The following is a 25,575-nucleotide window of genomic DNA, read 5'->3' as shown; positions in this document are numbered from 1 at the left end:
GTATTCAACAACCGATTATTACGTAACGTTACTGATAACGTTAGTAATTATAGTCAATTAGTCAAGAGTACGTTGAATCTCAACAATTTCGAATACTTCGATTTGGTCGCCAGCACGAACATCGTTGTAGTTCTTAACGCCGATACCACACTCGTAACCATTTTTAACTTCAGCAACGTCATCTTTAAAGCGACGTAGTGACTCTAGCTCACCTTCGTAGATAACTACGTTTTCACGTAGAACACGAATTGGGTTGCTACGCTTAATTGTACCTTCAGTAACCATACAACCAGCGATAGCGCCAAGTTTTGGAGACTTAAATACTTCACGTACTTGTGCAAGACCAATGATTTCTTGACGGAATTCAGGAGCAAGCATACCGCCCATTGCCTGTTTAACTTCGTCAATCAATTGGTAGATGATTGAGTAGTAACGTAAATCTAGGTTTTCATTCTGTATAGTGTTACGCGCAGTTGCATCAGCACGAACGTTGAAACCAAGAATGATAGCGTTAGAAGCTGCTGCAAGCGTTGCATCAGTTTCAGTAATACCACCAACACCAGAACCTACGATGTTAACTTTAACTTCGTCAGTAGACAGTTTAAGTAGTGAATCAGCAATAGCTTCAACAGAACCTTGAACGTCAGCTTTAAGTACTACATTAAGCTCAGCAACTTCACCCGCTTCCATGTTTGCAAACATGTTTTCAAGCTTAGCTTTTTGTTGACGTGCTAGTTTAACATCACGGAATTTACCTTGACGGTAGTTTGCAACTTCACGTGCTTTACGCTCATCACGAACTACTGTTGCTTCGTCACCTGATGCAGGAACACCAGAAAGACCAAGGATCTCAACTGGGATTGAAGGACCCGCAGTGTCAATGTCTTTACCGTTTTCATCGCGCATTGCACGAACACGGCCGTACTCTTGACCACAAAGAACGATGTCGCCTTTGTTTAGAGTACCAGACTGAACAAGAACAGTAGCAACAGGGCCACGGCCTTTGTCTAGACGAGATTCAACAACAACGCCTGACGCCATACCATCTTTAACCGCAGTTAATTCAAGTACTTCAGACTGAAGAAGGATAGCTTCTAGAAGACCTTCAATGTTTGTACCTTGCTTAGCAGAGATATGAACAAACATGTTCTCGCCGCCCCACTCCTCAGGAATAACATCATATTGAGCAAGCTCATTTTTAACGTTATCTGGGTTAGCGCCTTCTTTATCGATTTTGTTTACAGCAACAATCAGAGGAACACCAGCCGCTTTTGCGTGTTGGATAGCTTCGATTGTTTGTGGCATAACACCATCATCTGCAGCAACAACAAGAACAACGATATCTGTCGCTTGAGCACCACGAGCACGCATAGCAGTAAACGCTGCGTGTCCAGGAGTATCAAGGAAAGTGATCATACCGTTGTCAGTTTCAACGTGATATGCACCGATGTGTTGTGTAATACCACCCGCTTCTGCATCAGCAACGTGTGCACGACGGATGTAATCTAGTGTAGAAGTTTTACCGTGGTCAACGTGACCCATGATAGTAACAACTGGAGCACGAGATACTGCTTCTGCTGTGTTATCACGATCTGACAGTACTGCTTCTTCTAATTCATTTTCTTTACGAAGAACCACTTTATGACCCATTTCTTCAGCAACTAATGCCGCTGTTTCTTGGTCGATAACTTGGTTGATAGTCGCCATAGCGCCCATCTTCATCATAACTTTGATTACTTCTGTTGCTTTAACAGACATTTTGCTTGCTAGTTCAGAAACAACGATTGTTTCACCGATAGCAACCACTTGCTTAGCAACGGTTGCTGTCTTATCAAAGCCGTGTTGCATAGAAGTTGGTTTGTTTACTTGAGGCTTCTTGTTGCGACCGCCACGTTGGTTACGGCCACCGCGAGGAGCTGCAGCTTCAGCTGGTTTTGCTTTTTTCTTACGACGACGAGGCTGTTGCTCATCTTTACGGTCTGCTGCATCTTCTGCTTCACGAGCGTGAGATGACGTTGTTACGTGGTAATCTGCAGTTTTTTCAGCTGCTGATTTTTTCTGCTCTTCTTCTTTCCAACGAGCTTCGTTTTCTTCAGCAAGTTTACGAGCTTCTTCAACCAGTTTTGCAGCTTCTGCTTCTGCTTTACGAGTCGCTTCTTGTTCCTGACGAAGTTTTAGTTCATCAGCTTCTTTTTTCGCTTGATCGTTTTTAGTAGTCATTTCTTTTTTAGCCTTTTCAGTTTCAGCACGTTTCGCTTTTTGTTCAGCGTCACGTTTTGCTTTAACCTCTGCTTCAGCATCACGCTTAGCTTTTTCTTCCGCTTCACGTTGTGCTTTTTGTTCAAGTTCGCGAACTGCAGCATCCTCTGCATCACGTTTGGCTTGTTCTTCAGCTTCTGCTTTCAGTTGCTCAGCTTTTTTCTCTTCTTCAAGTGTACTTGCTTTTACATAAGTACGTTTTTTACGTACTTCAACTTGCACATCTTTACTTTTGCCGCCAGACCCAGCAACACTTAATGTGCTGCGAGTCTTGCGTTGAAGAGTTAGACGGGTTGGTGACGCGCTTTCATCAGCGCTACCATGCTCTTTCTTTAGGTGAACTAGCAATGATTGCTTTTCACCTTCAGATACAGAGTCACCATCTTTTTTGTTTATACCAGCATCCGAAAATTGCTGAAGTAAGCGGTCAACCGGAGTTCCAATTTCTTCACTAAGTGCTTTTACCGTAAGCTTTGTCATACCGCTTCTCCTTGCTGAAATAATTATGCTTCGTCGCTGAACCAACAAATGTTACGTGCTGCCATGATTAACTCACCAGCACGAGTTTCTGTTAGATCTTCAATATCTGACAGTTCGTCAACACCTTGGTCTGCAAGGTCTTCTAGTGTAATTACACCTTTAGCTGCAAGTTTAAACGCTAATTCACGCTCTAAACCTTCAAGTGCAAGTAGGTCTTCTGCTGGTTCGATGCCATCAAGAGACTCTTCTTGCGCTAATGCAAGTGTTGTTAACGCTTCTTTAGCTCGAGTACGAAGAAGATCAACTGTTTCTTCATCTAGAGCTTCAACTTCAAGTAGTTCGTTTACAGGTACGTAAGCGATCTCTTCAAGTGTTGTGAAGCCTTCTTCAACTAATAGTTGAGCAAAATCTTCATCAATATCTAAATGCTTAACAAATGCATCAATAGAGCCTTGAGCTTCTTCTTGGTGCTTTTTATTAAGATCAGCAACTGTCATTACGTTAAGTTCCCAACCAGTCAGTTGAGATGCTAGACGTACGTTTTGACCACTACGGCCAATTGCTTGTGCTAGGTTATCAGCTTCAACAGCGATATCCATAGTGTTGTTATCTTCATCTACAATGATAGAAGCAACTTCTGCTGGAGCCATCGCATTGATAACGAATTGTGCTGGGTTATCATCCCAAAGCACGATATCAATACGCTCGCCGCCAAGCTCACCAGATACAGCTTGTACACGTGCGCCACGCATACCAACACACGCACCAACAGGATCGATACGCTTGTCGTTTGTTTTCACTGCGATTTTAGCGCGAGAACCTGGATCACGAGCTGCACCTTTTAATTCAATTAGCTCTTCGCCAATTTCAGGCACTTCTACGCGGAATAGCTCAGTAAGCATTACGCCTTTTGAACGCGTCATGAATAGTTGGAAACCACGAGCTTCTGGTTTAACTGCATATAGCAGACCACGAACACGGTCACCTGGACGGAAGTTTTCACGTGGAAGTTGGTCTTCACGTAAAATTACCGCTTCAGCGTTGTTACCAAGATCAACGATGATTGCATCACGGTTTACTTTTTTAACGATACCAGTGATCAGCTCACCTTCGTTATCAATAAACTGCTCAACGATCATTGCGCGCTCAGCTTCACGTACTTTTTGTACGATAACTTGTTTTGCAGTTTGAGTCGTAATACGGTCAAATGTTACTGAATCGATATCATCTTCAATGTAACCACCGATTTCGATAGTTTCATCTTCAAACTGTGCTGCTTCAATAGAAATTTCAAGCGTTGGATGCTCAACTTTTTCTACTGCAACCCAACGACGGAATGTTTCGAAGTCACCTGTTTTGCGATCGATCGCAACACGTACTTCAATTTCCATTTCAGATTTTTTCTTTGTTGCTGTTGCTAACGCGATTTCTAATGCTTCAAAAATTCGCTCACGAGGAACAGCTTTTTCATTTGATACTGCTTCTACAACAGCTAAGATTTCTTTGTTCATTTTAGCCTCTTCAAGCCTTAAAATTTAGGAACTAAGTTCGCCTTTGAAATGTTGCTTAACGCAAATTCTTCATTGTTACCATCAACTGTAACCGTAACAATTTCACCGTTAATGTCTAGGATGTCACCTTTCCATTTACGACGGTTATTCATCGGCATCTTTAATACAAGGCTGACCTCGTGACCAACAAATTGTTGATAATGTGCTGCTTTAAACAGTGGACGTTCAAGACCTGGAGAGGAAACCTCTAGGTTATATGCTACTGTAATTGGATCTTCTACATCCATTACTGCACTGATTTGACGACTGGCTTCTGCGCAGTCCTCCACAAAGATGCCATTTTCATGGTCAATAAATACACGTAGCGTTGAGTGTTCACCCGCACGAATAAATTCTAAACCGACCAATTCATAACCTAAAGCACCAACAGGAGCCTCAAGCATTTCTGTTAGTTGTCTTTCTAATCCTGTCATTGATATCCCCTGAAAACAAAAAAAGGGCTCTAGGCCCAATTCTTTAAAAAACAGTCTGTTTCAGATAGCAAAAAACCCCGATAATTGCGGGGTTTAGTACTGCTGGACCCTGAATGCCACTTGCGTGACTTATCTAATAAGAGCAATTACTTTTACTAGATAATTGGTTGCGGGAGCCGGATTTGAACCGACGACCTTCGGGTTATGAGCCCGACGAGCTACCAAGCTGCTCCATCCCGCGTCCGAAAAGAACAAAGAAAGTATAGTTTCTTTATGCTTTTATTACAAGAATCAGATTCTTGTCTGAATATGGTGCCGAGAGAGGGACTTGAACCCTCACACCATAAGGCACTAGCACCTCATGCTAGCGTGTCTACCAATTTCACCATCTCGGCTAAATTCTTTTAAAGAGGTACGTCGCTGTTTTCAGTAGCAGGAACGTCGCTCGTATTATCAATTACTTGCTCTGTAGCTTGTTGATCTAATTTAAGATCAAAACCTTCAGATTTATGCGTAGACATATTGCCTAGCGCTAAACTGATAATGAAAAATACTGTTGCACAAATTGCAGTCATTCGGGTTAAAAAGTTTCCAGAGCCACCAGAGCCAAATACTGTATTTGATGCTCCAGCCCCAAATGAAGCTCCCATATCTGCGCCTTTACCGTGTTGTACCAATACTAGGCCAATTACACCGACTGCGGCAATCAGATAAATCACAAGTAGAATCGTATGCATTCCATCACCCATGTATCTAATTAATGTACCGGTAGCCTATTGGCAACACCAGCGCCCTCTCAATTAAGAGGCCGAGGGATATTAACCAAACTAGGCTACTATGACAAGTTAAAATTAACAAAAAACGTTCAATTTCATTTAATTGCTCAAATTAACAGCTTTCTTTTACTGCATCCGCAATTTGCAGCGCATATTGCTGAACAAGCTCAGCGTTTTCACCTTCAACCATAACGCGGATTAAAGGTTCAGTTCCTGATTTACGTAATAATACTCGACCGTTATCACCTAATTTTGATTCTACATCAGCTTGAGCAGCTTTAACTGCATCAGAATCAAGAGGATTACTATCTCCAGTAAAACGAATATTTTCCAATACTTGTGGGAACATTGTCATGCCGCTGCATAATTCTTTTAATGACATTTTACTGCCAACAATCGATGCAATCACCTGAAGTGCTGCAACAATTGCATCTCCAGTAGTCACTTTATCAAGAAGGATAACGTGCCCTGAGTTTTCTGCACCAATAAGCCAATTATTCTCAAGCAGTTTTTCCATCACATAACGGTCACCAACATTAGAACGAACGAATGGGATACCTAAATTACGTAACGCCACTTCCATTCCCATATTGGTCATCAAAGTACCAACAACACCGCCTTTTAATTCACCACGACGCAACGCATCACGAGCAATAATGTAAGCAATTTGGTCGCCATCGACTTTTTCACCAAGCTCATCAACCATGATGATACGGTCACCATCACCATCAAAAGCAACACCAAAATCTGCTTTCTCTTCTAATACTTTAGCTTGTAAGGCGCGTACATCTGTCGCCCCTACCTCATGGTTAATATTGGTGCCATTTGGCTCACAACCAATCGTAATGATCTCTGCGCCAAGCTCTTTAAATACGTTCGGGGCGATATGATACGTTGCGCCATGAGCACAATCGATAACCATTTTCACACCAGCTAAGCTCAGCTCTTTAGGGAAGGTACTTTTACAAAATTCAATATAACGACCAGCAGCATCATTCAAGCGAGATGCTTTGCCCAGCAAAGCAGATTCAACACATGTCATTGGTTTATCAAGTTCAGCTTCAATGGCCATCTCTATATCATCTGGTAATTTCGTTCCTTCAGATGAGAAAAATTTGATCCCGTTATCATAATATGGGTTATGAGATGCAGATATAACAATACCCGCTTCAGCACGGAAGGTCTGAGTAAGGTAAGCCACAGCAGGCGTCGGCATTGGCCCAGTAAATTTCGCTTGTAACCCAGCAGCCGCCAAACCAGCCTCTAAAGCAGATTCAAGCATATAACCAGAAATACGTGTATCTTTACCAATAATGACTTTTTTTGTGCCTTGCTTAGCTAAAACTTGCCCAGCAGCCCAACCAAGTTTCATAACAAAATCTGGGGTAATAGGCGCTTGGCCAACCAGACCACGAACCCCATCGGTTCCAAAATATTTACGCTCAGCCATGTTGTACTCCATGTTTTAATTTTAATAATTTGTTTGATTGATTACTAATGAGCACTCTGCTCTAACGTTGCCTGACATACTTTTACGATATCCATCGTTTGCTCAAAGTCATGAACACGGATAATTTGTGCGCCCTTCATTGCTGCAATAGTGGCACACGCCAAGCTACCAGCCACCGCATTTTGCGGCTCTGTATTTAGTAATTTAAAAATCATTGATTTACGAGACATCCCAGCCAAAACAGGAAAACCTAATTGGTGAAAACGCTCTAATTCAGCAAGCAGTTGGTAATTATGCGCTAAGGTTTTACCAAATCCAAATCCAGGATCAAGAATTAACTTATCTTTTGCGATACCAACCGATTGGCATGCTGATACTCTTTCCTCAAGAAAGCGAGATACATCAGCCAATAGGTCATCATAGGTAGGATTAGATTGCATGGTTCTAGGTTGACCTTGCATGTGCATCAAACACACTGGAACGTTTGCTTTTGCTGCTATTTCTAACGCATTCGGTTCTTGCAGTGCACGCACATCATTAATTAAATCAGCCCCTGCATTGACCGCTTCATCCATCACAATAGCTTTACTTGTATCAATTGAAATCCAAGTATCAAAACGTTGATTTATCGCTTCAATAATAGGAATAACACGATCCAACTCTTGCTGAAGGCCCACATCAGGAGCCCCTGGTCTTGTCGACTCACCACCAATATCAATAAAGCTGACACCTGAATTTACCATTTTTTCAGCTTGCTTTAACGCTGCGTCTAAATGAGTGAATTTACCGCCATCAGAAAAAGAGTCAGGCGTTACATTAAGAATGCCCATTACATGTGAGCGATCTAATAATAACGTTTTCTCTTTGCTTACCAATTTCATGATTAGTCCTTTTAAATACAAAAACCCCGAGCATAGCTCGGGGTTTAATTTATCTTACTTCATCTTACTTTTCAGATGATTCAGAATCGTTTTTTGTATCATCAGTTGGAGTTGGTTGATCTTTTATTTCTTCAACCTTATCTTCTGCTTTTGATTCTGTTTCTTCTTCTACTGGCGCTTCAGCTTTCGCTTGAGGTTGTGGGTTGTTATCGCCCCACCCTTGCGGTTCACGAATATCAGCTTTGCGATCCATTAAGTCATCAATCTGACCTGCATCAATGGTTTCAAACTTCATTAACGCATCTTTCATTGAGTGCATGATATCCATGTTGTCTTCAAGGATCTGTCTTGCACGTGCATAATTGCGATCAATGATAGTACGGATTTCAGCATCAATCAGTTGCAGTGTTTCAGGAGAAACGTGCTTAGCATGATGAGAACCACCGTGACCAGAGAACGGGTCGCCTTGATCTTCTGCATAAAGTAGAGGACCTAGAGCATCAGAGAAGCCCCATTGCGTTACCATTTTACGAGCAATATCAGTGGCACGTTCAATATCGTTCGATGCACCTGTTGATACTTTATCAACACCGTAAATCAATTCTTCAGCTAAGCGACCACCATATAGGCTCGAAATCATCGATTCTAAATGTTGACGGTTCATACTGATACGATCTTGCTCAGGCAGATACATAGTCACACCCAACGCACGACCGCGTGGAATGATAGATACTTTGTACACTGGATCATGTTCAGGAACTAAGCGACCAACAATCGCGTGGCCAGCTTCATGGTATGCTGTTGATTCTTTTGTTTCTTCAGACATCACCATTGATTTACGCTCTGCGCCCATCATGATTTTATCTTTGGCTAATTCAAACTCAACCATTGAAACAACACGCTTATTACCACGAGCTGCAAACAATGCTGCTTCGTTCACTAAGTTAGCCAGATCAGCACCAGAGAATCCAGGAGTACCACGAGCAATCAATGATGGTTCAACACCTGCACCTAGAGGTACTTTACGCATATGAACTTGAAGTATTTGCTCACGTCCACGGATATCAGGTAGACCTACAACAACTTGACGGTCAAAACGGCCAGGACGAAGCAGTGCCGCATCTAGAACATCAGGACGGTTAGTTGCAGCAACAACGATAATACCTTCGTTACCTTCAAAACCATCCATCTCAACAAGCATTTGGTTTAATGTTTGCTCACGCTCATCATTACCACCACCAACACCTGCGCCACGCTGGCGACCTACAGCATCGATTTCATCGATAAAGATAATACAAGGTGATGATTTTTTCGCTTGTTCAAACATGTCACGCACACGAGATGCACCAACACCAACAAACATTTCAACAAAATCAGAACCAGAAATTGAGAAGAATGGTACTTTCGCTTCACCAGCAATCGCTTTTGCAATCAGTGTTTTACCAGTACCAGGAGGACCAACTAATAGAACACCTGTTGGGATTTTACCACCTAGCTTTTGGAAACGACTTGGTTCACGTAAGTAATCAACCAATTCTTTAACATCTTCTTTTGCTTCATCACAACCAGCAACATCATCAAAGGTGGTTTTTATCTGCTCTTCAATCATCATCTTAGCTTTGCTTTTACCAAAGGACATTGCCCCTTTGCCACCGCCGCCTTGCATTTGACGCATAAAGAAGATCCAAACACCAATCAGAAGAATCATTGGGAACCACGAAATAAAGATAGACTCAAGTAAGCTCTGCTCTTCTGGTGGTGTGCCCTTCACGATTACGTTTTGATTAATAAGGTCATCAAGCAATTTAGGATCTTGGAATACAGGCATATAAGTTACATAACGAGTACCGTCACGCTTCATTACCTTTATTTCACGATTGTTAAAAGTTGCTTCTTGTACCTGACTATTCCCCACTTCTTTAACAAAAGTAGTGTAGTCAATCGAACGACCAGAGCTATCACTCGGCCCAAAGCTTTGGAATACTGACATCAAAACGACAGCAATAACCAGCCATAATATTAGATTTTTTGCCATGTCACTCAAGGTGTTAACCCCGCGTTAACTAAATAGATGAAAGATAGAGTACTACAGTTTATATCCTGTAGCTACAACGTAAAACTTATCCTTTGTAACCAGTGGCTACAATATACACTTCACGAGAACGTGCACGTGATGAATCTGGTTTTCTAATCTTAACGACCTTGAACATATTACGTACTTCTTGTAAGTACTGATCAAAGCCTTCGCCTTGGAACACTTTTACTGTAAAACTGCCATTTGGAGCCAATACTTGACGGCACATATCTAACGCTAACTCAACAAGATACATTGCTCTTGGTTGGTCAACAGCTAGGTTACCACTCATATTTGGAGCCATATCTGACATTACTACATCTACCATATCTGGTTGTATGCGTTCAAGCAATGCGTCTAGTACCGCTTCTTCCCTAAAGTCCCCCTGCAAAAAGCTTACGCCAGCGATTGAATCCATTGCCAAAATATCACACGCAATAACTTGACCAGAATCACCAACTTGCTCAACCGCGTATTGTGACCACCCACCAGGGGCAGCACCGAGGTCAACCACTGTCATACCTGGCTTTAATAGCTTGTCTTTATTTTGAATTTCTTCAATCTTAAAAATAGCACGAGAACGATAGCCTCTTTTTTGCGCTTCAAGAACGTATTTATCATCAAAGTGTTCTTTTAACCAGCGGCCAGAGCTTGCTGAAAGTTTATTCTTACTCATGCATTACCTAAAAATACTTAATTTAAATTAGAAGACTGAAACAAAAAATAGTCTTCCGGAATAGATGGCGTTAGAATAGGCTGTTTTCAACCCTTAATATAGAAAAAATCGGGTATATATGAACCTAAGCACAAAACAGAAGCAACACCTTAAAGGCCTTGCTCACAATTTAAAACCCGTTGTAATGATGGGTTCAAATGGTCTTACTGAAGCTGTAGTAGCTGAAATTGAGATTGCGCTTAATCACCACGAGCTAATCAAAGTTAAAATCGCTTCTGAAGACCGTGATACTAAGCAATTGATTGTTGACGCAATCATTCGTGAAACTGAAGCTGAAAAAGTACAAGTTATCGGTAAGACACTTGTTCTATTCCGCGCTAGCGAAGCTCGTAAAATCGAGATCCCTAGAAAATAATTTCTACATTAATGTTGTAAGAAATTAAAAAGGCCGTCCTAGTTTTCTTATTGAAGATAGCTACGCGGCCTTTATATCATCTATAACAGTAACTCTTAAATATAGTCAACTGCTTCGATTTCAAATTCTTTTGTACCGCCAGGTGTTTGAATGTTCACTTCATCCCCAGCCATTTTGCCAATAAGGCCACGAGCAATTGGAGAATTTACTGAAATTCGACCTTCTTTAATGTTTGCTTCATCATCAGCAACAATCTGGTACTTCACTTCATCATCAGTATTTACATCGATAAGCGTTACGGTAGCACCAAAAATAACTTTACCTGTGTTGGTCATTTTTGTTACGTCAATCACTTGCGCTACCGATAGTTTATATTCGATATCACGGATTTGCGCTTCACAAATACCTTGTTCTTCACGAGCAGCGTGATATTCGGCATTCTCTTTTAAGTCACCAAGCTCACGAGCTTCACCAATCGCTTTTGAAATCAAAGGGCGACGTTTTAATAATACTTCCAGTTCATCACGCAGTAGCTTCTCGCCACGTACCGTCATTGGTACCTTATCCATATTTTCTACCTCTAAAGCTGAAATTACAAATTCAGCAAATAAAAATCCCACCAAAGATAACTTTACCGGTGAACCTTCACCAACAAGTTATTTATCTTCAGTGTTTCTGTCTAAATTTAATTTCCTCTAGTGTAAACAAAGAAATGGCTTTTATCACCTATTCTGTTGTTTGTTTTCTAAGATTTGTTTTTACCTCGACAGTAACATTAATAAGAAGTTCGTCTCAAATAACAAAGCAAGCACAAAAAACAAGGCCAGATAAAATACAAAATGCGATCGCTGTCACGTAATTTTTATAGGTAAAACTAAAAAAAACATAAAACATCCTATAGTTCACTTTATAGACAAACTTTCTACAAAAACGATAACCAACTGAAAAATAACGATCTAAATCACAAAAAAATAATTAAAAACAGTGTGCAATTGCAGTTTTTAGATTGTTTTACTAACCTTTTTATCGCGTTAACCCTGAAAATAAACCTATTGAAACGGTGAAGTAAGTGATAACTATTCTTAAACATAAGAAGCTATCTATTACTGACTTCACTTAAAATGGACATAATCTCCTCCACCCTTATAGGAATTAGAATAATGATGAACAAATCAGTATTAGCTCTAGCAGTAGCAGCAATTACGTCAGCTGGCGCAGTAAATGCAGCAGAAATCTACAAAGGCGCAGACCAAACTCTAGAAATGGGCGGCCGTGCTGAAGCTCGCCTATCTGTGAAAGATGGTGATGCTGCTGATAAAACTCGTGTACGTCTAAACTTTAAAGGTACGACTCAAATTACTGACGGCCTATATGGTGTAGGTTTCTACGAAGGTGAGTTCACTAACAATGATAACGGTCTAGCTACTGATTCTGGTTCTAACGGCCTAAACAACCGTTACACATACGCTGGTCTTGGCGGTAACTTTGGTGAAGTAACTTACGGTAAAAACGATGGCGCACTAGGTGTTATCACTGACTTTACCGATATCATGGCTTACGCTGGTAACTCAGCAGCAGATAAAATCTCTGTAGCTGACCGTACAAACAACAACCTTGGCTACAAAGGCACATTCGGTGACTTCTCTGCTAAAGCAAACTACCGTTTTGATGATGCAGATAAAGGTGAGATCTCTAACGACGGTTACGCACTATCTGGTATCTACGCGTTCGGTGATTCAGGCTTCAAACTAGGTGCTGGTTACGCAGACCAAGCTGATGCGAACGAAATGATGTTTGCAGGTTCTTACACTATGGGTGACCTATACTTCGCAGGTACATTCACTAATGGTGAAAAGCAAAAATCAACAAGCGCAGCTGGTGTAACTACATACCACAACGGTTCTGTTGATTACACAGGTTACGAAGCAGCTGTCGCTTATACCATGGGTAAAACAGTATTTACTTCTACGTATAACAACGCAGAAACAAATGATGAAACATCAGCTGATAACTTTGCTGTAGATGCAACGTACTTCTTCAATGCTAACTTCCGTACGTACATCTCTTACAACTTCAACCTGATCAGCAAGGGCGATAAGATTGGTTCAACATCTGGTCTTAACGGCAATGCAACAAGTGCAGACGCAGAAGACGAACTAGCTCTAGGTATGCGTTACGACTTCTAATCAGTCTTAACTCTTACTTAAATAAAGCGCTCACCTCGGTGGGCGTTTTTTCTTTGTGATATTCCATTAATTTTTTCTTATTCATTACACATCATGATCAACAGACGTTAAGATATCTCATTATTTTCAAATTGAGCTCATCATGTTTTTTTCTCGTTACACCCTTATCGCACTCAGTCTTATTTCTTTTTCAAGTATTGCTGATATTAAAGAGACACTTTCTTCTCTCCCATCAGGTAGCAGAACCGCTATTACTGTCGAAAATCTACAATCAAATAAGATAGAGTTTCAACAAAAGCAAGATGAACTGCTGCCACCCGCGAGTACCTTAAAAATTGCCACCGCATTGGCCGCTCGATTAGCACTAGGAAAAGAGTTCTCTTTTGAAACCTCTTTATATAAAGCAGATAAAGACATCGTGCTGACTTTCACAGGTGATCCCTCTTTATCACGTAAGCAACTCTCTTCTCTGTTTGATGAAGGTGATATCAAGACTATTCAAGGCGATTTATGGATCGACGGCACCATTTTCACAGGTTATGAGCGAGCGGTTGGTTGGCCATGGGATATTCTAGGCGTGTGTTATAGTGCCCCATCGAGTGCATTCAGTATTGATGAGAACTGCGTACAAGCTTCGATCACAACTCATGATGATGGAAGTACCAGAGTCTTTGTTCCTATTCATCAACCTATCTCTTTTTCTAGCTACGCTAAAAGTGTGAGTAGAGAAGAACAAGAGTCGACCTTCTGCGATCTAGAGCTAACTACCCAAGGTAACCATTATGAGCTAAATGGCTGCTTGGTTAATCGTAACAAACCGCTTCCTCTAAAATTTGCAGTACAAGACACACAAGATTTCACCGAGCAAACGGTGCTTAAAATTTTAAATGAGCACAATATTAAACTTAATGGTGAAGTGCGTTTTGGAAAACCAGATGCGCCAGTTATTACTGGCAATAAATTAGCGATGCACAGCTCAAAACCATTAATGGAATTGTTGGATCATATGCTTAAAAAATCTGATAACCATTACGCTGATAACTTAACCAAGATGCTAGGTCATTTGAATTACCAACAAGCAGGCAGCTTCACTAATGGTACTGCGGCAATTAAAGATATTTTACTAAAACAAGCGAATATTGATTTAAGCAATGCGGTGCTGGTTGATGGCTCTGGTTTATCTCGTAATAACCGTATGACAGCAAATCAAATGACATCAATCCTGCAATATCTATATAAACACGATAAAGAATTAGGCTTGATTGACCTATTACCAATATCAGGCATTGATGGCACCTTAAAGTATCGTAACAGCATGCGTAAAGAACCCATTAAAGGCAGCATGAAATCGAAAAGCGGCTCACTGTTTGGTAGTTATAATATGGCTGGGTTTGTGGGTTTAGAGAATCAAGCACCTCAGCTGTTTGTTCAATTTGTTGCAGATTATCACCCTGTTGCAGCAAAAGAAGGCGCAACACCAGTTGAGCGCCCTATTGATACCTTTGAGAAAAACTTTTACCAAGAGTTAATTGAACTCTCAAAAGATTAGGATTTTATACCAATCTACATAAGTATGTGATCATTCTTGCTTGTTAACTAGAAAAGACAAATGAAAAATCCCGAAGAACTCGCATTCTTCGGGATTTTTATTATTAGTTAGCTAATATATTTCGTAACTAACATTGTAATTAAGCGTATTTAGCAGCCACTTTTGCGTGAAGCTCTTGAACCGAATTAACCGTTTTACGGTCATCCGCTTCATGCGCTAGACAGCTAGCAAATGCTGCATTTAGCGTTGTTGTGTAGTTCACTTTCTCAGCCAATGCACCACGACGCAATACTTTAGAATCTTCAATCGCTTGACGACCTGCTGCAGTATTTACGATGTAGGTGTATTCACCATTTTTGATACGGTCAAGAATATGAGGGCGACCTTCGTGTACTTTGTTCACTAGACGAGGGTTAATACCTGCTTCGCCAAGAATAACCGCTGTACCGTGAGTCGCATCCAGTTGGTAACCTAATTTAACAAGGTGTTTTGCTAAATCTACAACACGTTTCTTATCGCCTTCACGAACAGAAAGTAATGCACGACCACCTTCTGGGTACTCTTTGCTACAACCTAATTCTGCTTTTGCAAATGCTTCAGCAAACGTTGCACCAACACCCATCACTTCACCCGTTGAACGCATTTCAGGGCCTAACAGTGGATCAACGCCAGGGAACTTATTGAACGGTAAAACCACTTCTTTAACTGAGTAGTATGGTGGGATAATCTCTTTCGTAAAACCTTGAGACTCTAACGATTGACCCGCCATTACTCGTGCAGCAATCTTCGCAATTGGCGCACCTGTTGCTTTAGATACGAATGGAACCGTACGAGCAGCACGTGGGTTAACTTCGATTAAATATACATTATTATCTTTAACTGCAAACTGTGTATTCATTAAGCCACGAACACCCAGCTCGAATGCCAGCTTACGTACTTGATCACGCATTACATCTTGGATTTCTTCGCTTAACGTATAAGCAGGAAGAGAACACGCTGAGTCACCTGAGTGAACACCCGCTTGCTCGATGTGCTCCATGATACCAGCGATAACCACTTGTTCACCGTCACAAATTGCATCTACATCGACTTCGATTGCGTCATCTAGGAAGCTATCAAGAAGTACTGGAGATTCATTTGAAACGCTAACCGCTTCATTGAAATAACGACGTAAGTCTTGCTCGTCATATACGATTTCCATCGCACGACCACCAAGAACATAAGAAGGACGTACAACTAATGGGAAGCCAATTTCTTTCGATTTCTCAATTGCTTGCTCCATTGTTGTTACGGTTGCATTTTCTGGTTGTAGAAGCTCTAGGCGGTCTACTGCAACTTGGAAACGCTCACGGTCTTCTGCACGGTCGATAGCATCAGGGCTTGTACCAATGATTGGAACACCTGCCGCTTCTAGAGCACGCGCCAATTTAAGTGGCGTTTGACCACCGTATTGAACAATCACACCTTTTGGCTTTTCAACACGAGCAATTGCTAGTACATCTTCCAGAGTTACTGGTTCGAAGTATAGACGGTCAGACGTATCATAATCGGTAGAAACGGTCTCAGGGTTACAGTTAACCATGATAGTTTCGTAGCCATCTTCACGTAGTGCTAATGATGCGTGTACACAACAGTAGTCAAACTCAATACCTTGGCCGATACGGTTTGGACCGCCACCTAAGATCATGATCTTATCTTTGTCTGTTGGGTTTGCTTCACACTCTTCATCATAAGATGAGTACATGTAAGCCGTATCTGATGAAAACTCAGCAGCACACGTATCGACACGCTTGTAGACAGGGTGAATATCATGCTGGTCACGTAGACGGCGGATTTCACTTTCACCCACACCTAATAGTTTAGAAAGACGCGCATCCGCAAAACCTTTACGTTTTAGTTTACGTAACATGTCTGCATTTAAGCTAGCGAAGCCGCCCGCTTTAACTTCTGCTTCCATCTTCACTAGATCTTCGATTTGAACTAGGAACCAACGGTCAACATTTGTTAGGTTGAATACACCATCAACTGACATACCAGCACGGAATGCATCAGCGATGTACCAAATACGCTCAGCACCTGCATCTTTTAGTTCATGGCGAATTTTAGTTAATGCATCAGGCGCATCAAGATCAACCATTTCATCAAAGCCTGTCGCGCCAACCTCTAGGCCACGCAGTGCTTTTTGTAGCGATTCTTGTTGGTTACGGCCGATAGCCATTACTTCGCCAACCGATTTCATTTGAGTGGTAAGACGGTCGTTAGCGCCTGCGAATTTTTCGAAGTTAAAACGAGGGATCTTAGTAACAACGTAATCAATTGTTGGTTCAAATGACGCTGGCGTTGCACCACCTGTAATGTCATTCATTAGCTCGTCAAGCGTAAAGCCAATAGCTAATTTTGCTGCAATTTTTGCAATAGGGAAACCCGTTGCTTTAGATGCAAGTGCAGATGAACGAGATACACGTGGGTTCATTTCAATGATAACCATACGGCCATCTTTCGGGTTAATACCAAACTGTACGTTTGAACCACCCGTTTCAACACCAATCTCACGCAGTACAGCTAGAGAAGCATTACGCATTAATTGGTATTCTTTGTCTGTTAGTGTTTGTGCAGGCGCTACCGTGATTGAGTCACCCGTGTGAATGCCCATCGCGTCAAAGTTTTCAATCGCACATACGATAATACAGTTGTCGTTCTTATCTCGAACCACTTCCATCTCGTATTCTTTCCAACCGATAAGAGATTCATCGATTAAAAGTTCATTGGTTGGAGAAAGATCCAAACCACGGCGACAAATTTCATCAAATTCTTCTTTGTTATAAGCGATACCACCACCGGTACCCCCCATCGTAAATGATGGACGAATGATACAAGGGAAGCCTACCATCTCTAGTACTTTGTAAGCTTCTTCCATTGTTTTTGCCGTATCAGCCGTTGGACACTCAAGGCCAATTGACTTCATTGCTTTATCGAAACGTGAACGGTCTTCTGCTTTATCAATTGCATCAGCCGTTGCACCAATCATCTCAACACCGAATTCAGCAAGAACGCCGTGCTTTTCTAAATCAAGCGCACAGTTCAATGCCGTTTGGCCACCCATTGTAGGTAGAACTGCATCTGGACGCTCTTTTTCGATAATGTTACGAACCACTTCCCAATGGATAGGCTCAATGTATGTTGCATCAGCCATGTCTGGGTCAGTCATGATTGTTGCAGGGTTAGAGTTCACAAGAATAACGCGATAGCCTTCTTCACGAAGTGCTTTACACGCTTGTGCACCAGAGTAGTCAAATTCACATGCTTGGCCGATTACGATTGGGCCTGCACCTAGAATTAGAACGCTTTTAATGTCAGTACGTTTTGGCATCTTATTACTACTCCGAATTAAGCTTTATTTGTCTTGTCTGAAATAGACTGCTGAATCAATTCAATGAAATGGTCAAACAATGGCGCGGCATCGTGTGGACCCGGGCTTGCTTCAGGGTGACCTTGGAAGCTAAATGCAGGCTTATCTGTACGATGAATGCCTTGCAACGTACCATCAAATAATGATTTGTGCGTTGCACGCAAGTTCGCAGGAAGTGTTTCTTCATCCGCAGCAAAACCGTGATTCTGTGCAGTGATCATAACCACATCACGATCTAAGTCTTTAACTGGGTGGTTTGCACCGTGGTGACCAAACTTCATTTTTACGGTTTGAGCGCCTGATGCTAAAGCAAGAATTTGATGGCCAAGACAGATACCAAAGATTGGTAACCCTTTTTCTAAGAACACTTTCGTAGCTTCAATTGCGTAAGTACATGGCGCAGGGTCACCAGGGCCATTTGATAGGAATACGCCATCTGGATTCATTGCTAACACTTCTTCTGCTGAAGTCTGTGCTGGAACAACCGTTAGGCGACAACCACGGTCTACTAACATACGTAAGATGTTACGTTTAGCGCCGAAATCGTAAGCAACAACGTGGAATGGTAACTCACTGTCTGCTTTTTCTTCTGGCAAACCGCCAGTTAATGTCCAAGAACCTTGCTTCCATTGGTAAGCTTCAGAAGTCGTTACTTCTTTTGCTAAATCCATGCCTTTAAGACCTGGGAACTCTTTTGCTTGAGCTAGCGCAAATGCTTCATCTAAATTATTGCCCGCGACAATACAACCGTTTTGAGCACCTTTCTCACGTAAGATCCGAGTTAATTTACGCGTATCGATATCAGCAATGCCGACGATATTTTGAGATTTAAGGTATTCAGAAAGAGTTTGTTCACTGCGGAAGTTTGAAGCTAGAAGAGGAAGATCGCGAATCACAAGGCCTTGAGCGTGGATAGAAGAAGATTCTTCATCTTCGGAATTGATTCCGGTATTGCCAATGTGAGGATAAGTAAGAGTAACGATTTGTTGAGAATAGGAAGGATCAGTAAGAATTTCTTGGTACCCCGTCATCGAGGTATTAAAAACGACTTCACCAACGGCCGAGCCATCTGCTCCAATCGATTGACCGCGGAACACTGTCCCATCTTCTAGGACTAACAGCGCTGATTTACTCAAGACAACCTCCAAACATAATAAGTATTCAGTTTTAATCAATATAATTGCAAAACTGTTTTTTTGAAACCCAAAATACAAACTAAAAGCTCGAATTTTGACAAATTGGCGAAATTTTAGATACATCTGGGATAAGTGTCAATAAAAAACACCAAGATAAATAACTTTTTTAGACAACTCATTACAAAAAACCTATTTTCACAGTAAAAAAGGCATTTATCCAGATCAATATGATGAAAAATCACTACGAAATAAAAATTATGCATATTCAATCTTTTTTCATCATTTAAAATTACTTATAAAAACAAAGCAAACGTTAAACAACAAACAAAACATCAAAAAACAAAAGCTCCAGGTGAAATACTGTAAATAACCAGCAAAAACACAAGAAAAGTAAAGCGCAAATAAAACAACGAATAGAAAACAAAAAATTTACACAACCCAGAAAACTCAGTAATACAGAGCACTAACAATGAATAAATAGTGATTAAGTTGTATTTGATTTGGTTCAGTTAAAAAAAAGCCCAAATCAATAATGATTCGGGCTTAATATAATTGTTATAGCTGATCTAGCTCTAAAACATCGTGCATGGTATAGAAACCAGGAGACTTTTGATGTAGCCAATGGGAGGCTCTCACCGCACCATTTGCAAACGTCATTCTATCCGTTGCTTTATGTGTTATTTCAACACGTTCACCAATATCAGCAAACATAGCCGTATGTTCGCCTACAATATCTCCGGCTCGAATCGTTGCAAATCCAATCTCATCTTTGCTTCTTTCACCAGTAATACCTTCACGAGCATATACGGCAACATCTTCAAGTTTATTACCCATAGCACCCGCAATAGCTTCCCCCATACCAATGGCTGTACCTGAGGGTGCGTCGACTTTATAACGGTGATGCGCTTCTACAATTTCAATGTCACAATAATCACCCATCACTTTTGCTGCCTTCTCTAACAGCTTGAAGACAAGGTTAACACCAACACTGTAGTTAGGAGCCATTACGATAGGAATGTCTTTTGAAGCTTGATCGATAAGCGCTTTACCTGGCTCACTAAAGCCGGTTGTACCGATAACAATGGCTTTTTTGTGCTCTTGACAAAGTTCGATATTTTTAAGGGTTGAAATTGGAAGTGTAAAATCAATAATCACATCAAAATCATCAACCACTTTTGCTAAATCATCCACAATAGAAAGACCTGATTTTCCTAACCCAGCCATCTCTCCAACATCAACACCAATTAAGCTTGATTCTGGGTGTTCACTTGCTGCTGCAAGAACGGCAAACTGAGAGCCATTCACTGCTTTAATTAAGTTACGGCCCATTCTTCCTGCTGCGCCTGCAATTGCTATTCTTACCATTCTTATTTTTACTCCTTTAAATTCGCTTCCTTGCACTCTATCTCAAATTTTGATTCACAACACGTAAAGTATTAAGACACAGTTTTAATTTGTAATTCTTTTGGCACTTCAAAGAACATATTTTCTTCACGACCAGTTAACTCTTCAACCGTCGTACCACCAAACGCTTTTACTTGTTCAATGATTTGGTTAACAAGTTCTTCAGGTGCTGAAGCCCCGGCAGTTACACCAACTTTAGCTTGATTGGTTAACCACTCTTCTTTTAAGTCTTCAGGACAATCAATTAAATAACTTGCTGTACCTAGTTTTTCTGATAATTCACGTAAACGATTTGAATTTGAGGAGTTTTTTGAACCAACGACAATCATTACGTCAACCTGACTTGCCATGTCACGTACTGCATCCTGACGGTTTTGGGTTGCGTAACAAATATCATCTTTACGAGGGCCTTGGATCTCAGGAAATACTCGACGTAACTCATCAATCACATCAGCGGTTTCATCTACAGACAAGGTTGTTTGACTAACATAGTGCAAGTTACTTGGATCGTTAACCGTAAGATTAATGACATCACTTGGGGTTTCAACCAAATACATACCACCTGTCTCATTGGCATATTGCCCCATCGTACCTTCCACTTCAGGGTGACCTGCGTGACCAATCAGTACGACTTCAATATTCTTCTTACTTGCTCGAGCCACTTCCATATGTACTTTCGTTACTAGTGGACACGTTGCATCAAATACAGTTAATGCGCGCTCTTTTGCTTCTTTACGTACAGCTTGAGAAACGCCATGAGCCGAAAAGATAACGATATTGTCGTCTGGCACTTCACTTAACTCTTCAACAAAAATAGCACCTCGCTGCTTTAAACCCTCAACAACAAAACGATTATGAACCACTTCATGGCGAACATAAATTGGGGCTTCATACAATTCAAGTGCACGCTCAACAATGCTAATGGCACGATCAACACCAGCACAAAATCCACGAGGGTTTGCTAATACTATTTTCATTTTTTATCTCTTTATTGTGTTGGATTAACCAACCGCTACAATCTCTACGTCAAAGATAACATCTTGACCGGCTAATGGGTGATTAAAATCCACAGTAACAGAATCTCCAGCAATCTCCGTGATTATTCCTGGAATATCCATTCCATCAGGGCCACTAAAGGCCATAATAGTTCCCACTTCAGCTACCGCATCACCCATAAAACGATTTCTATCCATATGGTGGATATTATCAGGGTTTGGAAGACCAAAAGCATCTTCAGCATTAAGCTCAATACTTTTTGATTGTTCTGACTCTAATCCTAATAAACATTTTTCAAAATTATCACTAAGGCTGCCATCGCCCATAATGAATTTAGCCGGTTTACCCGAACTGTATGTACTATCCGCAACAGATCCATCTTTTAATTTTATGGTGAAATGTAGAGTAACTTCACTGCTATTTTCTATTTTCATTATTATCTTTCCTTGAAAAAAAACGCCACTCGACTTCTCGGGCAGCGTTCAATTTATTATATCTAATTAGGCCTTATTGCTCTTTTTTACCAGAGCGAAAACCATCTAAGATGATCAGTCCCGCTCCAATACAAATGGCGGCGTCTGCTAAGTTAAATGCTGGCCAATGGTAGTTACCCCAGAAAAAATCAAGGTAATCAACAACAAAACCATGAACTAAACGATCAAACACATTACCAATCGCACCACCAATAATCAGTGCATAAGCAATATTATTTAGTTTGTCAGTTTGTGGTGCTTTACGCATCCAATAACCCAACAAGCTACACACAGCAATCGCAATACCAGTAAAGAACCAGCGTTGCCAACCAGCTTGATCACTTAAAAAACTGAATGCTGCACCGTAGTTATGAACATAAAGGAAGTTAAAGAAAGGCAACACTTCAATGCGGTTTGCCCAACCGTAACCCATTTCCTTCATCACAAATAACTTGATGCTGATGTCTGCCATAAAGATGATCCCCGCTAACCATAGCCAGCGGAGTCCTGATTCTTTAAGCAGCGGTAATGTCTTATTATCGCTAGTCATTATGCAAATTTACGCTCTTCGCCTTCGCCGTCAATGTTAGATACACAACGGCCACATACTTCTTCGTGGCCTTCGATTGTACCTACATCAGCAACATGGTGCCAACAACGCTCACATTTCGCTGCTTCAGATGCTGCAACATCTACAAACAGACCTTCAAGCTCTGTCGCTTTTGCTGATTCTGTTTTTTCGCTAAGTGGCTTAACAGTTGCGCTTGATGTTAGAAGAACAAAACGCAGTTCATCTTCTAATTTATTGATTTTAGCAATCAATGCGTCATCAGCGTATAGCGTTACTTCAGCTTGAAGTGCACCACCGATAACTTTCTCACCACGAGCAGCTTCAAGTAATTTATTAACCGAAGCACGAACTGATTGGATGTCAGTCCAGAATTCATTGTTGAACTCTTCACCTTCAGTAAGATCAAACAGACCTTGGTACCACTCACCTGTGAATACAAATTTCTCACGCTCACCTGGCATTTCATTCCAGATTTCATCTGCTGTGAATGACATGATTGGTGCCATCCAACGAACCAATGCTTCTACAATGTAGTAAAGTGCAGTTTGACAACTACGTTGAGCGTGACCGCTCTTCTTAGCTGTGTATTGGCGATCTTTAATTACATCTAGGTAGAAAGAACCCATTTCGATTGAACAGAAGTGCATCAAACGCTGAGTTACTTCATGCAAGTTGTATTCATCGTAAGATTTGATGATTTCTTGTTGTGCAGCAAATGCACGACCAACAGCCCAACGATCAAGAGCAACCATTTCTTCAGCAGGAACGATATCAGTTTCTGGGTTAAAGCCGCTTAAGTTAGCTAAGAAGAAACGAGCTGTATTACGAATACGACGGTATGCGTCAGCTGAACGTTTTAGGATTTCATCAGAAACCGCAACTTCATTAGTGTAATCAGTAGAAGCAACCCATAGACGAAGGATATCTGCGCCTAGTTTGTTTGTTACGTCTTTAGGAGCAACAACGTTACCGATAGATTTAGACATCTTACGGCCGTTACCATCAACCACGAAACCGTGTGTTAGTACTTGGCGGTAAGGTGCTTTACCTTTCATTGCTACTGATGAGATCAATGAAGATTGGAACCAACCACGGTGTTGATCTGAACCTTCTAGGTAAAGATCTGCGCTGTGTGTTCTCTCTTCTTGTGGGAAGTCATACTCTTCACGAGAATCAACTACAGAGAAGTGAGTAACACCAGAGTCAAACCATACATCTAAAGTATCTAATACTTTTTCGTATTTAGCGGCATCGTCTTCACCCATTAGCTCAGTGGCATCTACATCCCACCACGCTTGAATGCCTTTTTCTTCAACTAGCTTCGCTACTTTTTCAATTAGCTCTAGTGAATTAGGGTGTAATTCAGACGTTTCTTTATGAACGAATAAAGCAATTGGCACACCCCAAGTACGTTGACGAGAAATACACCACTCAGGACGACCTTCGATCATACCTTCGATACGGTTTTGACCCCATTCTGGCATCCACTCAACGCTCTTCACTTCTTCTAACGCTTTTGCACGAAGACCTGCTTGATCCATTGAGATGAACCATTGCGGCGTTGCACGGAAGATGATTGGCGTTTTGTGTCTCCAGCAATGTGGGTAGCTGTGCTCGTACGCATGATGATGCAGTAATGCGCCTTTTTCTTTTAGTACTTCAAGAACTGAATCGTTCGCTTTGAATACGTGTTGACCTGCAAATAGTTCAGTATCAGGAAGGTATACACCATTTGATCCTACTGGGTTTGCAATTTCTAAATCGTATTTCTTACCAACCACGAAATCTTCTTGGCCGTGACCAGGAGCGGTATGAACGATACCAGTACCTGAATCGGTTGTTACGTGCTCGCCTAAAATAGCAGGAACCGTAAAGTCATAGAATGGGTGATTGAATTGAAGAAGCTCTAAATCAGACCCTTTTGCAAAACCTAAGTTATGGAAATGCTCGATACCCGCACGATCCATTACCGATTTAGCTAGTTCAGATGCAAGAATTAGACGTTGTGCTTTTTGCTCACCATGGGCTTCAACTTGAACTAATACATATTCAAGATCAGCATGTAATGCTACTGCACGGTTAGCAGGAAGAGTCCAAGGCGTCGTTGTCCAGATAACAACGGATACTTCACCTTCACCTTGATGACCTTCAGGCGTGCTGAATTTTGCTAATGTTGCCGCTTCGTCTGCTGCAATAAAACGCACATCAATAGATGGAGATACTTTATCTTGGTATTCAACTTCTGCTTCAGCCAATGCTGAACCACAATCAGTACACCAGTGAACAGGTTTAAAACCTTTAAGTAGGTGACCTTGGTCAGCAATTTTACCTAAAGAACGGATGATATTTGCTTCAGTACCAAAATCCATAGTGCGGTAAGGCTTATCCCACTCGCCCATGATGCCTAAACGTTTGAAGCTCTCTTTTTGACCTTCAACTTGACCAGCTGCGTATTTACGACATTCTTCACGGAACTCAGCAGCAGAGATCTTTTGACCTGGCTTACCTTTTTTCTTTTCTACCATTAATTCAATAGGTAGGCCGTGGCAGTCCCAACCTGGAATGTACGGTGCATCGAAACCTGAAAGTGTTTTCGACTTAATAATAATGTCTTTAAGAATCTTGTTTAGTGCGTGACCAATATGAATGTCACCATTTGCATAAGGAGGACCGTCGTGTAATACGAACGATTTCTTACCTTTTTTCGCTTTACGGATTTCACCGTAAAGATCTTCATCGTACCAACGCTTAAGCATTTCTGGCTCACGATTAGCCAAGTTACCACGCATTGGGAATCCTGTTTCAGGCAGGTTCAAGGTATCTTTATAGTCACTCATTGATTCTTAATTCCGTTAC

At 41.3% G+C, this 25,575-nt stretch carries 19 protein-coding genes and 2 tRNA genes; 3 read left to right on the top strand and 18 right to left on the bottom strand.

Annotated elements, in window-relative coordinates; genetic code table 11:
- Positions 1-57: 57 nt before the first annotated feature.
- From infB to rlmE, 10 genes are all read right to left on the bottom strand, one after another.
- Positions 58-2,739, bottom strand: coding sequence for a translation initiation factor IF-2 (infB, locus tag PVK71_RS13945; RefSeq protein WP_130046865.1), 2,682 nt, complete (start codon positions 2,737-2,739; stop codon positions 58-60).
- A 23-nt stretch (positions 2,740-2,762) separates the two neighbouring features.
- The gene (gene nusA / locus PVK71_RS13940) at positions 2,763-4,250 is read right to left on the bottom strand and encodes a transcription termination factor NusA (protein WP_130044301.1); all 1,488 of its coding nucleotides are present in this window, start codon (positions 4,248-4,250) and stop codon (positions 2,763-2,765) included.
- A 17-nt stretch (positions 4,251-4,267) separates the two neighbouring features.
- Complete coding sequence (rimP, locus tag PVK71_RS13935; protein ID WP_012549404.1) at positions 4,268-4,723, bottom strand: ribosome maturation factor RimP; 456 nt, start codon at positions 4,721-4,723, stop codon at positions 4,268-4,270.
- Positions 4,724-4,887: 164 nt separating this feature from the next.
- A tRNA-Met gene (locus PVK71_RS13930) sits at positions 4,888-4,964 on the bottom strand.
- A gap of 69 nt (positions 4,965-5,033) precedes the next feature.
- A tRNA-Leu gene (locus PVK71_RS13925) sits at positions 5,034-5,118 on the bottom strand.
- Between the two features lie 9 nt (positions 5,119-5,127).
- Entirely contained in the window at positions 5,128-5,460 is a 333-nt protein-coding gene (gene secG, locus PVK71_RS13920; RefSeq protein ID WP_130044302.1) for a preprotein translocase subunit SecG, read from the bottom strand.
- A gap of 151 nt (positions 5,461-5,611) precedes the next feature.
- The gene (gene glmM / locus PVK71_RS13915) at positions 5,612-6,949 is read right to left on the bottom strand and encodes a phosphoglucosamine mutase (RefSeq protein ID WP_130046866.1); all 1,338 of its coding nucleotides are present in this window, start codon (positions 6,947-6,949) and stop codon (positions 5,612-5,614) included.
- A gap of 44 nt (positions 6,950-6,993) precedes the next feature.
- Positions 6,994-7,830 (bottom strand): dihydropteroate synthase, encoded by an 837-nt coding sequence (gene folP, locus PVK71_RS13910; RefSeq protein WP_274419362.1) that lies wholly within the window; start codon positions 7,828-7,830, stop codon positions 6,994-6,996.
- Between the two features lie 64 nt (positions 7,831-7,894).
- On the bottom strand, positions 7,895-9,865 hold the full coding sequence (ftsH, locus tag PVK71_RS13905) for an ATP-dependent zinc metalloprotease FtsH (RefSeq protein ID WP_274419361.1): 1,971 nt from the start codon (positions 9,863-9,865) through the stop codon (positions 7,895-7,897).
- Positions 9,866-9,950: 85 nt separating this feature from the next.
- Entirely contained in the window at positions 9,951-10,580 is a 630-nt protein-coding gene (rlmE, locus tag PVK71_RS13900; RefSeq protein WP_130044306.1) for a 23S rRNA (uridine(2552)-2'-O)-methyltransferase RlmE, read from the bottom strand.
- Between the two features lie 118 nt (positions 10,581-10,698).
- Here rlmE and yhbY point away from each other — a divergent pair, with 118 nt between their 5' ends.
- Entirely contained in the window at positions 10,699-10,995 is a 297-nt protein-coding gene (yhbY, locus tag PVK71_RS13895) for a ribosome assembly RNA-binding protein YhbY (protein ID WP_105054030.1), read from the top strand.
- Positions 10,996-11,090: 95 nt separating this feature from the next.
- Here yhbY and greA read toward each other — a convergent pair whose 3' ends face one another.
- On the bottom strand, positions 11,091-11,564 hold the full coding sequence (gene greA / locus PVK71_RS13890; RefSeq protein ID WP_274419360.1) for a transcription elongation factor GreA: 474 nt from the start codon (positions 11,562-11,564) through the stop codon (positions 11,091-11,093).
- A 594-nt stretch (positions 11,565-12,158) separates the two neighbouring features.
- Between greA and PVK71_RS13885 the strand changes: the two genes are divergently transcribed.
- Together PVK71_RS13885 and dacB are read left to right on the top strand one after the other, a co-directional pair.
- Positions 12,159-13,181: a porin gene (locus PVK71_RS13885; RefSeq protein ID WP_274419385.1), complete on the top strand. Its 1,023-nt coding sequence runs from the start codon at positions 12,159-12,161 to the stop codon at positions 13,179-13,181.
- Positions 13,182-13,323: 142 nt separating this feature from the next.
- Positions 13,324-14,730 (top strand): serine-type D-Ala-D-Ala carboxypeptidase, encoded by a 1,407-nt coding sequence (dacB, locus tag PVK71_RS13880; protein ID WP_274419359.1) that lies wholly within the window; start codon positions 13,324-13,326, stop codon positions 14,728-14,730.
- Between the two features lie 139 nt (positions 14,731-14,869).
- On the opposite strand, the gene carB is transcribed toward dacB, so the two are convergent.
- The 7 genes from carB to ileS all read right to left on the bottom strand — a co-directional run bounded on the left by carB (position 14,870) and on the right by ileS (position 25,556).
- Complete coding sequence (carB, locus tag PVK71_RS13875; RefSeq protein WP_130046871.1) at positions 14,870-18,100, bottom strand: carbamoyl-phosphate synthase large subunit; 3,231 nt, start codon at positions 18,098-18,100, stop codon at positions 14,870-14,872.
- A gap of 17 nt (positions 18,101-18,117) precedes the next feature.
- A complete protein-coding gene (carA, locus tag PVK71_RS13870; RefSeq protein ID WP_274419358.1) occupies positions 18,118-19,275 on the bottom strand; it encodes a glutamine-hydrolyzing carbamoyl-phosphate synthase small subunit in 1,158 nt (385 codons plus the stop codon).
- Positions 19,276-19,830: 555 nt separating this feature from the next.
- Complete coding sequence (gene dapB, locus PVK71_RS13865) at positions 19,831-20,640, bottom strand: 4-hydroxy-tetrahydrodipicolinate reductase (RefSeq protein WP_130044311.1); 810 nt, start codon at positions 20,638-20,640, stop codon at positions 19,831-19,833.
- Positions 20,641-20,711: 71 nt separating this feature from the next.
- Positions 20,712-21,656, bottom strand: coding sequence for a 4-hydroxy-3-methylbut-2-enyl diphosphate reductase (ispH, locus tag PVK71_RS13860; protein ID WP_274419357.1), 945 nt, complete (start codon positions 21,654-21,656; stop codon positions 20,712-20,714).
- A gap of 24 nt (positions 21,657-21,680) precedes the next feature.
- On the bottom strand, positions 21,681-22,109 hold the full coding sequence (gene fkpB, locus PVK71_RS13855; RefSeq protein WP_443111724.1) for an FKBP-type peptidyl-prolyl cis-trans isomerase: 429 nt from the start codon (positions 22,107-22,109) through the stop codon (positions 21,681-21,683).
- Between the two features lie 73 nt (positions 22,110-22,182).
- Positions 22,183-22,698, bottom strand: coding sequence for a signal peptidase II (lspA, locus tag PVK71_RS13850; RefSeq protein ID WP_130046875.1), 516 nt, complete (start codon positions 22,696-22,698; stop codon positions 22,183-22,185).
- A complete protein-coding gene (gene ileS / locus PVK71_RS13845) occupies positions 22,698-25,556 on the bottom strand; it encodes an isoleucine--tRNA ligase (RefSeq protein ID WP_274419356.1) in 2,859 nt (952 codons plus the stop codon). Before ileS ends, lspA begins: the two co-directional genes overlap by 1 nt.
- Positions 25,557-25,575: the final 19 nt, after the last annotated feature.

It is taken from the genome of Aliivibrio sp. S4MY1 (assembly GCF_028765545.1).
Lineage (GTDB): Bacteria > Pseudomonadota > Gammaproteobacteria > Enterobacterales > Vibrionaceae > Aliivibrio.
The sequence above is the reverse complement of the archived record's forward strand: the minus strand, read 5'-3'. Positions and strand labels throughout refer to the sequence as shown.

Coding starts and splice junctions, on each gene's coding strand:
- infB (WP_130046865.1), bottom strand. CDS start 2,739: ATGACAAAGCTTACGGTAAAAGCACTTAGTGAAGAAATTGGAACTCCG.
- nusA (WP_130044301.1), bottom strand. CDS start 4,250: ATGAACAAAGAAATCTTAGCTGTTGTAGAAGCAGTATCAAATGAAAAA.
- rimP (WP_012549404.1), bottom strand. CDS start 4,723: ATGACAGGATTAGAAAGACAACTAACAGAAATGCTTGAGGCTCCTGTT.
- secG (WP_130044302.1), bottom strand. CDS start 5,460: ATGCATACGATTCTACTTGTGATTTATCTGATTGCCGCAGTCGGTGTA.
- glmM (WP_130046866.1), bottom strand. CDS start 6,949: ATGGCTGAGCGTAAATATTTTGGAACCGATGGGGTTCGTGGTCTGGTT.
- folP (WP_274419362.1), bottom strand. CDS start 7,830: ATGAAATTGGTAAGCAAAGAGAAAACGTTATTATTAGATCGCTCACAT.
- ftsH (WP_274419361.1), bottom strand. CDS start 9,865: ATGGCAAAAAATCTAATATTATGGCTGGTTATTGCTGTCGTTTTGATG.
- rlmE (WP_130044306.1), bottom strand. CDS start 10,580: ATGAGTAAGAATAAACTTTCAGCAAGCTCTGGCCGCTGGTTAAAAGAA.
- yhbY (WP_105054030.1), top strand. CDS start 10,699: ATGAACCTAAGCACAAAACAGAAGCAACACCTTAAAGGCCTTGCTCAC.
- greA (WP_274419360.1), bottom strand. CDS start 11,564: ATGGATAAGGTACCAATGACGGTACGTGGCGAGAAGCTACTGCGTGAT.
- PVK71_RS13885 (WP_274419385.1), top strand. CDS start 12,159: ATGAACAAATCAGTATTAGCTCTAGCAGTAGCAGCAATTACGTCAGCT.
- dacB (WP_274419359.1), top strand. CDS start 13,324: ATGTTTTTTTCTCGTTACACCCTTATCGCACTCAGTCTTATTTCTTTT.
- carB (WP_130046871.1), bottom strand. CDS start 18,100: ATGCCAAAACGTACTGACATTAAAAGCGTTCTAATTCTAGGTGCAGGC.
- dapB (WP_130044311.1), bottom strand. CDS start 20,640: ATGGTAAGAATAGCAATTGCAGGCGCAGCAGGAAGAATGGGCCGTAAC.
- ispH (WP_274419357.1), bottom strand. CDS start 21,656: ATGAAAATAGTATTAGCAAACCCTCGTGGATTTTGTGCTGGTGTTGAT.
- fkpB (WP_443111724.1), bottom strand. CDS start 22,109: ATGAAAATAGAAAATAGCAGTGAAGTTACTCTACATTTCACCATAAAA.
- lspA (WP_130046875.1), bottom strand. CDS start 22,698: ATGACTAGCGATAATAAGACATTACCGCTGCTTAAAGAATCAGGACTC.
- ileS (WP_274419356.1), bottom strand. CDS start 25,556: ATGAGTGACTATAAAGATACCTTGAACCTGCCTGAAACAGGATTCCCA.